This is a genomic window from Pseudomonas sp. (assembly GCF_036404235.1).
GTDB lineage: Bacteria > Pseudomonadota > Gammaproteobacteria > Pseudomonadales > Pseudomonadaceae > Aquipseudomonas.
The window spans coordinates 1-11,100 of the sequence record NZ_DASWOT010000065.1 but is presented as its reverse complement, the minus strand read 5'-3'; the positions used below and the strand labels follow the sequence as shown (position 1 = coordinate 11,100).

Here is an 11,100-nt window from a genome sequence, read left to right as displayed (position 1 = left end):
TACCCCAACCCTGCGTGCAAATGTCGCAGCTGTCAGAAATTTAATGGTGGGCGACGGGGCGCCCTGTCAGTTTTTCTGTTCGCCAGACATTGGGGCAACACCCATCCTGTAGGAGCCAACGTGTTGGCGAGGCAGTCAATGCGGTGGGTCTGAAACGCCGCCTCGCGAATAAGTTCGCTCTGCCCCTTCATGTAGGCGCCGTGCTTGTCCCGCGGTCGGCGCGGAACCCGTCGCTGCGTATGCGGTATGACTGGCACGGCGCATGCGACGGTTTTTGCCGCTGCGCCTTACACGTTACCGCCGAACCAACAAAACCCCCGACTCCATGTGATGGGTATACGGAAACTGATCGAACAACGCGCAGCGCTCGATCCGATGTGTGTCGTGCAACTGCGCGATGTTGATAGCCAAGGTTTCCGGGTTGCAGGAGATGTACAGGATGCGCTCGAAGCGCCGGGTCAGCTCGCAGGTGTCCGGGTCCATGCCCGCGCGCGGTGGATCGACGAACACGCTGCCAAAGTTGTAGCTCTTTAGATCCACCCCCGCCAAACGCCGAAACGGGCGCACATCATTCAGTGCTTCGGTCAGCTCTTGCGCCGACAGCCGCACCAACGACACGTTGTTCACAGCATTGTCCGTCAGGTTGTTCAGCGCCGCGTTGACCGAGGTTTTGCTGATCTCGGTCGCCAGTACTTTACGCGCGCGGGTCGCCAGCGGCAGGGTGAAGTTGCCATTGCCACAATACAGTTCCAGCAAATCGTCTTTGCGATCGCCCAGTACGTCATAGGCCCAGCCCAGCATTTTTTGATTCACGCTGCCGTTGGGTTGGGTGAACGCGCCCTCTGGTTGGCGATAGGTGAAGGTGCGACCGGCAACCTCCAGGGTTTCAGTCACGTAGTCGCGACCTATCACCAGACGCTGCCCCTTCGAACGACCGATTACGCTGACGTTTAAATCCGCTGCCAACTGCTCGGCTTCAAGCTTCCAGGCATCATCCAGTGGGCGGTGGTAACACAGGGTGATCATGCCGTCACCCGAAAGCGTGGTCAGGAAATCCACCTGGAACAACTTATGGTTCAGGGGTTTGCTGGCTTCCCAACGCTCTCGCAATACCGGCATCAGCGCGTTGATCTGCTGGCTGGCGATGGGGAACTCGTTGATCAGAATCGGCGTGTGCTTGTCCCCCGGCGCAAACATCGCGTAGTGGCGTTTGCCGTCTTCGCGCCATAGGCGAAACTCGGCGCGCAGACGGTAATGTGATGGCGGCGAACCGAAAACCTGTGGCTCGGGTGCATCGAACGGAGCCAGCAACTCGCTCAGACGATGGGCTTTTTCATTGAGCTGAAGGCTGTAGCTTGCGGGGTCGAAAACAGAACTCATGGATAAAAGCCCAACTTGATCACGAACAGGATCGACAGAATCACCAGCGCCGAATTCAGCTCACGGCCGCGCCCCGACAACAGCTTTATCGCCGTCCATGCAATGAAACCAAAGGCGATGCCGGTGGCGATGGAGTAAGTGAACGGCATCGCCAGTGCGGTGATGACCACAGGCGCTGCTTCGGTGATGTCGTCCCAATTGATTTCCGCCAGCCCTGAGGTCATTAGCACCGCCACGAACAGCAGGGCAGGGGCCGTGGCGAAGGCCGGAACGCTGCCGGCCAATGGGGCGAAAAACAGTGCCAGCAGGAACAGCACGGCAACCACAACGGCGGTCAGGCCAGTACGTCCGCCAGCACTCACGCCGGCAGCGGATTCGATGTAGCTGGTGGTGGTCGAGGTCCCCAGCAGTGAGCCCGCCATGGCTGCGGTACTGTCGGCGATCAAAGCGCGGCCCATTTTCGGCATGTGGCCATCCTTGCCCATCAGCCCGGCGCGCTTGGCGACGCCGATCAGGGTCCCCGAGTTATCGAACAGATCAACGAACAGAAACGAGAAGATCACGCTCACCAGACCAATGTTCAGCGCGCCCGCGATGTCCAGTTGCATGAAGGTCGGCGCGAGCGAAGGCGGCATCGACATCACACCGCCGAACGGCGAGAAACCCAGCAGAATCGAGACAATGGTCACCGCCAGAATGCCGATCAGCACGGAGCCGCGCACTTTCAGGGCCTCCAGCGCCACGATCAGGAAAAATCCCAGGGTCGCGAGTATAGGCGCAGGCTTGGCCAGATCACCCAAACCGACCATGGTCGCCGAGTTGCTCACAACGATGTCTGCGTTGTGCAACGCGATCAGCGCCAGAAACAGACCGATACCCGCTGCAATCGCCGAGCGCAACGGCAGCGGAATGCTGTTGATGATCCATTCCCGGATGCGAAAGATCGACAGCAGGAAAAACATCACTGCCGAAATGAACACCGCACCCAATGCCACTTGCCAGGTGTGACCCATGTGCAGCACAACGGTGTAGGTAAAGAAGGCATTGAGCCCCATGCCCGGCGCGAGGGCGATCGGGTAGTTGGCGATCAGGCCCATGACGGTTGAGCCGATGGCAGCTGCCAGGCAGGTCGCGACAAAAATGGCGCCTTTGTCCATGCCGGTCTCGCCGAGAATGCTCGGGTTGACGAACAGAATGTAGGCCATTGCCAGAAAGGTCGTGACCCCGGCCAGGATTTCGGTGCGCACATTGGTGTTATGTGCCTTGAGTTGAAACAGCCGCTCCAGCATGTGTGGCTCCCCGGTGGCGCATTCGCGCCATTTATGAATCGACTTAAACAGCAAAGCACAGCCTGCCTAAACAGCTTGCACAAACTCTGCCAGTCGCAAAAAGCCGCGCATCATACCAGCAGCTTTGAGCGATGGCTGCTGGTGCTGATCGGTGGAGCCAGCGGGAATGCTCAGCAACAGACAACTACTCTCAGTACGTTCTGGCCATGAAGTCCGATGAGGGCGCCGGGCTTGTCCCGCGACCGGCGGGGAACCCGTCGTAAAACCTGCGCACGCGGTGTGACAGGCAAACCGCGCGCACCGGTTTACTGCCGCTGCGCGCCAGGTCGCGGGACAAGCCGCACGCCTACAATGCGTTCTGGCGCCCCCATAAAGCATTTGCGATGACGGCTCAGGTAAGCATCCCCTGAACTGCGTTCTGGCCCTTTTGATACGGCCACGCTTTTCAGCAAAAAGCACCTACTGAAAGCTTGACCGGGAACAGAGTATCTACATCGTGGGCAAGCTCGTACACCTGAGCGAAGCTACCGCTGCCCCAATCAATGTCGCCCCAGTGCAAGCACACGTCGCGCTGGTGCGTTTCATGCGCAGTGCTGCTGCGTAATTTGCATCGACGCGGCAGCATTCGTACTGCCGTGGGTCTTGAAGCCCTGGAAAACTGCCAAAAAGAGCTGAAAAAAATAACGAGCCGACCCGAGGAGCACGCATGAAAAGATTTATCCGTCACATCAGTTGCGGTGTATTGATGCTGAGCAGTACAGCGTTGCTGGCAGCCGAGCCCGCCAAGTGTCAAAGCGTGCGCATGGGGGTGGTCAGTTGGACCGATGTCATCGCCACCAGTGCGGTCGCCGAAGTGTTGCTGCAGAACATGGGCTATGAGGTCAAGCAGACCACTGCGGCCCAGCAAATCGTTTTTGGCGGCCTGCGCGATGACCGTCTTGATGTGTTTCTTGGCTACTGGAAACCGGCGATGGACAAGAATATCGCGCCGTTTATCGCCGCCAACCAGGTCAAGGTCCTCGACAGCCCGAGCCTGAATGACGCCCAAGCGACCCTCGCGGTGCCCGATTATGTGGCTGCGGGCGGGCTGAAAACCTTCGCCGACATCGCCAAGTTCAAAGACAAACTCGGTGGCAAAATCTACGGCATCGAGCCCGGCACCGGCGCCAACGCCGGTATAAAAGAGATGATCGAAAAGAACCAGTTTGGCTTGGGTGGTTTCCAACTGGTGGAATCGGGTGAAGCCGGTATGCTCGCCGCTGTGCAGCGCGCGATCAAACGCAACGAATGGGTGGTGTTCTTTGGCTGGACCCCGCACCCGATGAACATCAACATGAAAATCGCGTACCTGACCGGCAGCGAAGACGTATTCGGTGCAAACGAAGGCGCGGCGACGGTATCGGTGGTGACCGCGCCGGATTACGCGACTCGGTGTCCCAACGTCAGCAAATTGCTGAGCAATCTGCAATTCACGGCAGCCCAGGAATCGGAAATGATGGTGCCGATCATGGATCGCAAAGCACCAAATGACGTAGCTAAAGCGTGGCTCAAAGGCCACCCTGAAGACCTCAAACGCTGGTTGTCGGGGGTCACCACCTTCGATGGCAAGGATGCCGCAGCAGCGGTACAAGTCGCGGTCAATAAATAAGCATCGTCCCCCCGCAATCGTTGCCCAGCCCTCCACATTCGTGGGTGGGCTGGAGTCGCTTCAGCCCCTCGCCTCATCCGTGGTTGCCCGAAACCTGCCATGCACTTCAAAAACTGATCCGGTTTCCCTGCAACTGCTCTGCACCAACAGGTGAGGCAACTCGCCACGCGACAAAAGGCCACGCGGGCCATGTGCCGAAATGGGACTACTCTTTGAGCGTTGGTTGATCTGCGTCAATCATTGAAGGTGCTCTGATTGATGGATCCACTTGACAGATTCCCCATGCTACGAAATTAAAAAGAACGAACTCCAAGGCGTCGTACTCAATACCCGTGGGGGCAGTCGCTGCAGGCCCTGGTCTGAAGCCGGAATCACCTGATAGAGGAAGACCTATGTTCGGTTTAGAGGCTATTGATCTCGCCCGAATTCAGTTTGCGTTCACCATCTCGTTTCACATCCTGTTCCCTGCCATCACCATCGGCTTGGCGAGTTACCTTGCGGTGTTGGAAGGCCTGTGGTTGAAAACCCATAAGGATGTGTACAAGGATCTGTATCATTTTTGGTCGAAGATCTTTGCCGTCAACTTCGGCATGGGCGTCGTTTCAGGGTTGGTCATGGCGTACCAGTTCGGCACTAACTGGAGTCGCTTCTCTGACTTCGCCGGTGCTGTCACTGGGCCGCTCCTGGCCTACGAAGTGCTCACGGCCTTCTTCCTCGAAGCGGGCTTTCTTGGCGTGATGCTGTTTGGCTGGAACCGCGTAGGTCGCAACCTGCACTTCTTCGCCACAGTCATGGTTGCCGTGGGTACGCTGATTTCGACGTTCTGGATTCTCTCGTCCAACAGCTGGATGCAGACCCCTCAGGGCTACGAAATCATTGATGGCCGGATAGTGCCAGTCGACTGGTTCAAGGTGATATTCAACCCCTCGTTCCCTTATCGCCTGGCGCACATGGCGACCGCCGCGTTCGTCGCAACGGCGTTTTTTGTGGGGGCTTCGGCGGCGTGGCATTTGTTGCGGGGTCGCGATAATCCGCAGATCCGCAAAATGCTTTCGATGGCCATGTGGATGGCGCTGATCGTTGCGCCGATTCAAGCGGTTATCGGTGACTTCCACGGCCTCAATACCCTTGAGCATCAGCCTGCGAAAATCGCCGCCATTGAGGGGCATTGGGAGAACAAAGGCGACGAGCCGACTCCGCTGATCCTGTTCGGCCTACCAGACATGAAAGAAGAACGGACCAAATATGCTGTCGAGATTCCGTATCTAGGCAGCTTGATCCTGACTCACAGCCTGACCAAACAAGTCCCGGCGCTTAAAGAGTTCAAACCCGAAGACCGTCCTAACTCGACCATTGTCTTCTGGTCGTTCCGAGTCATGGTGGGTTTGGGCTTGTTGATGATTGTTACCGGATTGTGGAGCCTGTGGCTGCGTAAACGCGGCACGCTCTACACGTCCCGTGCATTTTTGTATGTGGCCTTGTGGATGGGGCCTTCGGGGTTGATCGCACTGCTCGCCGGATGGTTTACCACTGAAATCGGTCGTCAGCCTTGGGTCGTTTACGGGCTGATGCGCACGGCGGATGCTTCCTCGGGGCACAGCTTCGCGCAAATGAGCATCACCCTTGTGACGTTCGTGGTCGTGTACTTCGTGCTGTTCGGCGCGGGTTTGGGCTACATGATGCGCTTGGTGCGCAAAGGGCCACTTCCACACGAAGGCGATAACCCCAAACAAGGTGGTCCCGGCCAGAAACGCACTCCCGCCCGTCCGCTCTCCGCTGCCCAAGAGGGCAGTGAAGATGGCGACAATCGCGACAGCCTGGCAAAGGGGATTTGAGCCATGGGTATTGATCTTCCACTGATCTGGGCCGTGATCATCATCTTCGGCATCATGATGTACGTCGTGATGGACGGCTTCGATCTGGGTATCGGGATTCTCTTTCCGTTCATGAAGGCAGAGTCAGACCGCGACATCATGATGAATACAGTCGCCCCGGTTTGGGACGGTAACGAAACGTGGCTGGTACTGGGCGGCGCCGGATTACTTGGCGCCTTTCCGCTTGCGTATTCGGTGGTGCTGTCGGCGCTGTACCTGCCGCTGATCTTCATGTTGGTTGGGCTGATTTTCCGTGGTGTGGCGTTCGAGTTTCGCTTCAAGGCCACCGCCGAGAAACGTCATCTGTGGGACAAAGCCTTTATTGGCGGTTCACTGGCCGCGACCTTCTTTCAGGGCGTGGCGCTGGGGGCGTTCATCGACGGCATTCCGGTGGTCGATCGCCAATTCGCCGGTGGCTCGCTGGATTGGGCGACACCGTTCACGATGTTCTGTGGACTGGCGTTGATCGTCGCATACGCGTTGCTCGGTTGTACCTGGTTGATCATGAAAACCGAGGGCAGTTTGCAAAAGGCAATGCATGATCTCGCACGTCCGCTGATTCTCGCGACCTTGGCGGTAATCGGCGTGGTCAGCGTGTGGACGCCGTTGGCGCATCCGGAAATCGCACATCGCTGGTTCAGCCTGCCGAACCTGTTCTGGTTCATGCCGGTCCCGGCGCTGGTGTTGTTGACGGTGTACGGTCTGTTCAAGGCTGTGGCGCGCAACGCCAACTACACGCCGTTTCTGCTGACGCTGGTATTGATCTTTCTGGGTTACAGCGGCTTGGGCATCAGCCTGTGGCCGAACATCGTGCCACCGTCGATCTCGATTTGGGATGCGTCGTCGCCGCCGCAAAGCCAGGGCTTCATGCTGGTGGGCACGCTGTTCATCATCCCGTTCATTCTGGGTTACACCTTCTGGAGCTACTACGTGTTCCGGGGCAAGGTTACCCACGAGCACGGTTATCACTAGTTGAAGCCGCCCCGGCGTCAGACGCCGGGGCCCGAACGCTCTAAAGGAGATTCGCTATGTCTGGCAAAGAGTCTTTTCACGACGAAGATCCCGCACTCAAAAAGCCGCTCTGGCAACGTGTGGCTTGGTTGATCGGCATCTGGGCAGGCAGTGTGTTTGCGCTGTTCATCGTAGCCAGCCTGATGCGCATGTTCATGAGCGCGGCAGGCTTGACCACCCACTGATGACGTCACGTTATTGAGCTTGTCGATTATTTCCTGGCTTTAAGAATCACAAACTTTGGCGTCGCGCCAACCTGCTCGACGCCTCTGAATAACCGCGCCAATTTGCTGTGATAACCCAAGTGTCGATTACCGACGATGTACAACGCCCCGCCGGTCACCAGCGCTTCGCGGGCCTGCTGGAACATCCGCCAGGCAAGGAAATCCCCCACTACCTGTTGCTGGTGAAACGGCGGATTGCACAACACCACGTCCAGTGAGTCGGGCGCTTGTCCGGCAAGGCCATCGGCAGCCCGAATGACAACCTCCCGCTCACCCAACGCTGTGCGCCAGTTTTCTTGTGCCGATTGCACGGCCATGAACGACTCGTCCACCAGCGTGTAATGGGCCTGCGGGTTGGCCAAGGCACTGGCGATGGCTAACACACCGTTGCCGCAACCCAGGTCTGCGACGCGTGCGTTACCCAGGTTTTTCGGCAGAAACGGCAAAAATGCGCGCGTACCAATGTCCAGCCCGTCGCGGCAAAAGACATTGGCGTGGTTCACCAGCTCGATCTTTGGGGCGTCCAACGTGTATCGGGTAGGAAACGGCGAAGGCTGGACAGGTTTCTCTTCAGGTGTTGAGAACAACAACCTGGCTTTCTTCACGGCCAGCGAAGCCTGCACCGGGCCGATGTACTCTTCCAACAACTCGCCAGCGGAGCGGGGCAGGTGCTTGATCATGCCCGCGGCAATTACCCGCGCGCCGGGAGCCAGTTTGCCTTGTAGGCGAATCAGTTGTTCTTCGAGCAAGGCGAGGGTTTTCGGGACGCGAATCAACACCCAGTCGAACAGACCGGTCAGCGGCTCGCTGGCAGCAATCACAGGAACCGTGTCAAATGCCTGGCCGTTGCGTACCAGATTTTTTTCCAGCGCCTGAACAGCCAGAAACGAATCGCTGCTGCTCAATACGCTGGCGTGCGGTGCGAGGCTGACGGCCAGCGCGCCGAAGTTGTCATTAAGCACCAGCACCCGGGATTGCAGGGTGAGTCCATGCTCGGCAACGTAATTGAGCAAGTATTCGTCGGCGGCATCGAACGCTTGCAACGGCTCGTCCGATTGTTCTGGCTGGCGAATCAGATCGAGCTGGGCAAAAGGGCTGTCAAGCAGGGGCATGAGCTGGAAAATCCATTCTTTGGCGACGCGGGCGAGCAGTCGGCGGATGTCAGGTTAGGCACCGTATCAGCCAAGCTTGCGGAAGCGGGCGATTTTACGTGCTTTTCAGGCTTTGGCACCTGACCTTTGCGACCGATTGACTGCGCGTCTTGTTATCTCAGCCATTGCGCCTTCAGAAAATCCCGCTCAGCGCTCCCTGGACAGCCGCAGACGTCTTGTTGCTGACGCCCATCTTACGGATGACGCTGCTCATGTGGTAATTCACCGTGCGGCATTTCAGGTTCAGGATCGTTCCTGTTTCGGCGGCAGTTTTGCCGGCTGCACACCACTTCAGGATTTCAACTTCGCGGTGGGTCAAGGCGCTTATTGGTTCGACGCCAGTGCGTGTGCTGGGTAGAAAGTTTGATTGTCCGTGTTCCATGGCAAGCCTCCGTGCTTGAGCGTTTGTAATATCGGCTCACTGAAGTTTAGAAAAAAAAATGTTTCCCCGATTGACGCGTTGGAAGGCTTCGGACGAGAGGCGCACCCGACCATGCCCTCGGCAATCGGGTTGCCAGGGGGGGCTTTCAGGGTTTTCAACAGTTTAAATGTCTGCTGCACAGCGCCGTTTAGTCGATTGCGATAAAGCCTATAGCCAATAACGCTAAGCCTCGATCCTCATGTGCTGAGCGGATAAACCTACAAATCTGCGGTGTTTATCGCGGCTGCTTTGCGGGACACTATGGGTCCTTACCCCGCGACAGGAGACAGGAGCGCTCATGACGGCCAGTGCTGAGAAGTTCACCCGGCAAACGTTGCTGAACGTTACCCCGCTGACCCCCAGTTTGTTCACCCTGCGCACGACCCGCGATCCGGGTTTTCGCTTTCGCGCCGGCCAATTCGCACGTTTAGGTGTTACTAAAGCCGATGGCAGTACGGCTTGGCGCGCTTACTCGATGGTGTCCTCGCCTCACGATGACTATTTGGAGTTTTTTTCTATCGTGGTGCCGGGCGGGGAATTTACCAGCGAGCTGAGCCGCCTGCGTGAAGGCGACACCTTGATGGTTGAAAAACAGGCTGTGGGCTACCTGACGGCGGATCGCTTCGTCGACGGGCGCGACTTGTGGTTGTTGGCAACAGGGACAGGCGTCGCGCCGTTCCTGTCGATTCTGCAGGACTTTGAGGTGTGGGAGAGATTCGAGCGAATCATTCTGGTGTACAGCGCGCGCGAGGGTAAAGAGCTGGCTTATCAGGAGCTGATCGCTGAACTCACCCGGCGCGATTACCTGGCTGAGTATGCTGATAAATTCCAGTTCATCGCCACCGTTACCCGAGAGCAATACCCTGGCGCGTTGAATGGCCGGATCACTACGCTGATCGAAAACGGCGAATTGGAAACAACAGCGGGTGTCGCGTTTAGCCCTGAGCATTCACGCGTGATGATTTGCGGCAACCCACAAATGATCGACGACACGCGCGCCGTATTGAAACAGCGCGACATGCGCCTGAATTTGAGCCGCAAACCTGGGCAGATTGCGGTGGAGAATTATTGGTAGATGCTGTTTACCGGCAAACGCAGGTGTCTGTAAGCGCCATCACGTGGCGCCTACAGACGTTTCAGCGTTGTCAGACCGGGCGCGCAGGGTCCACTGTAATGGGGGCGGCGGGTTTGCCATTCTGCTCTTTAAGCAGATCGCGAATTTCGCCCAACAGCAACTCTTCCTTGGTCGGTGTCGGCGGCAGCGTCGGCTGTTTGGCTTCTTCACGCTTTAGACGATTGATCGCCTTCACGCCCACAAAGATCGCGAACGCCACAATGATGAAGTCAATAACGGTTTGAATGAACTTGCCATAAGACAGAACCACAGCCGCAGCTGCGCCTTCGGCAGGCCGCAGGGTAACCGCCAGATCGCTGAAGTCCACGCCGCCAATCAGCAACCCCAGGGGTGGCATGATGACATCGCCGACGAACGACGAAACGATCTTGCCGAATGCCGCGCCAATGATAATACCGACGGCCATATCGACCACGTTACCTTTGACGGCAAAGGCTTTGAACTCGCTTAGTACGCCCATAGGTTTTCTTCCTTTGTTACACATGAGGGTGGGGTGTATTTCAGTGTATGTCAGCTCTACGCATTGTGCGAAATGCCTGTAATCGACAGAGGATTGCCAAGTAAGTTTTACCTAGAGTGTCGGGTTACTGTTGTTTTTTATTAAGTCTTTGAAAATTAACGATTTTCAGTTTGTGTTTCTGCAGGTGACCGTTTACGAATAATCGGCCCAAAGTGTTTTAGGCTTCTTCGGCGCATTTGAGCGCACATAGAAAACACAAAAGGGATTTGTATACATGCGTGCCAACATTTCACTAGGCGTTATTTCAAGTGGCAGGTCATTGAGCGTGATGACAGTTAGCCTTATAACAGCCACTCTGTTATCGGTTAGTGTCCACGCCGCAGACCTCACCCGGGATAACGGTGCTGTTGTCGGTGACAATCAAAACTCGCAGACTGCGGGCGCCAGCGGTCCTGTATTGCTGCAGGATGTTCAACTGATTCAGAAACTTCAACGGTTCGACCGAGA

11 protein-coding genes are annotated in these 11,100 nt (G+C 57.0%); 6 read left to right on the top strand and 5 right to left on the bottom strand.

Annotated features, from left to right (window positions below; all coding sequences use genetic code 11):
• Positions 1-294 precede the first annotated feature (294 nt).
• Together trmA and VGC62_RS08435 are read right to left on the bottom strand one after the other, a co-directional pair.
• The gene (gene trmA, locus VGC62_RS08440; RefSeq protein WP_331186618.1) at positions 295-1,380 is read right to left on the bottom strand and encodes a tRNA (uridine(54)-C5)-methyltransferase TrmA; all 1,086 of its coding nucleotides are present in this window, start codon (positions 1,378-1,380) and stop codon (positions 295-297) included.
• Positions 1,377-2,669 (bottom strand): NCS2 family permease, encoded by a 1,293-nt coding sequence (locus tag VGC62_RS08435; protein ID WP_331186617.1) that lies wholly within the window; start codon positions 2,667-2,669, stop codon positions 1,377-1,379. The genes trmA and VGC62_RS08435 overlap by 4 nt, the downstream gene beginning before the upstream one ends.
• A 706-nt stretch (positions 2,670-3,375) precedes the next feature.
• Between VGC62_RS08435 and choX the strand changes: the two genes are divergently transcribed.
• The 4 genes from choX to VGC62_RS08415 all read left to right on the top strand — a co-directional run bounded on the left by choX (position 3,376) and on the right by VGC62_RS08415 (position 7,387).
• Positions 3,376-4,317, top strand: a complete 942-nt coding sequence (choX, locus tag VGC62_RS08430; RefSeq protein WP_331186616.1) for a choline ABC transporter substrate-binding protein — start codon at positions 3,376-3,378, stop codon at positions 4,315-4,317.
• A gap of 392 nt (positions 4,318-4,709) precedes the next feature.
• A complete protein-coding gene (locus VGC62_RS08425) occupies positions 4,710-6,152 on the top strand; it encodes a cytochrome ubiquinol oxidase subunit I (protein ID WP_331186615.1) in 1,443 nt (480 codons plus the stop codon).
• A gap of 3 nt (positions 6,153-6,155) precedes the next feature.
• Positions 6,156-7,163 (top strand): cytochrome d ubiquinol oxidase subunit II, encoded by a 1,008-nt coding sequence (gene cydB / locus VGC62_RS08420; RefSeq protein WP_331186614.1) that lies wholly within the window; start codon positions 6,156-6,158, stop codon positions 7,161-7,163.
• A gap of 56 nt (positions 7,164-7,219) precedes the next feature.
• Entirely contained in the window at positions 7,220-7,387 is a 168-nt protein-coding gene (locus VGC62_RS08415; protein WP_331186613.1) for a DUF2474 domain-containing protein, read from the top strand.
• A 26-nt stretch (positions 7,388-7,413) separates the two neighbouring features.
• Here the strand turns inward: VGC62_RS08415 and VGC62_RS08410 are convergent, their stop codons facing one another.
• Positions 7,414-8,538: a methyltransferase gene (locus tag VGC62_RS08410; protein ID WP_331186612.1), complete on the bottom strand. Its 1,125-nt coding sequence runs from the start codon at positions 8,536-8,538 to the stop codon at positions 7,414-7,416.
• Positions 8,539-8,710: 172 nt separating this feature from the next.
• Positions 8,711-8,959, bottom strand: coding sequence for a helix-turn-helix transcriptional regulator (locus tag VGC62_RS08405; protein ID WP_331186611.1), 249 nt, complete (start codon positions 8,957-8,959; stop codon positions 8,711-8,713).
• Between the two features lie 337 nt (positions 8,960-9,296).
• Between VGC62_RS08405 and VGC62_RS08400 the strand changes: the two genes are divergently transcribed.
• The gene (locus tag VGC62_RS08400; RefSeq protein ID WP_331186610.1) at positions 9,297-10,073 is read left to right on the top strand and encodes a ferredoxin--NADP reductase; all 777 of its coding nucleotides are present in this window, start codon (positions 9,297-9,299) and stop codon (positions 10,071-10,073) included.
• Positions 10,074-10,143: 70 nt separating this feature from the next.
• Here VGC62_RS08400 and mscL read toward each other — a convergent pair whose 3' ends face one another.
• Entirely contained in the window at positions 10,144-10,593 is a 450-nt protein-coding gene (gene mscL / locus VGC62_RS08395) for a large-conductance mechanosensitive channel protein MscL (RefSeq protein ID WP_331186609.1), read from the bottom strand.
• 328 nt (positions 10,594-10,921) lie between these two features.
• On the opposite strand from mscL, the gene VGC62_RS08390 reads away from it, so the two are divergent.
• Positions 10,922-11,100, top strand: a 179-nt coding sequence (locus tag VGC62_RS08390) for a catalase (protein ID WP_331186619.1), incomplete at its 3' end; no start/stop codon positions are given.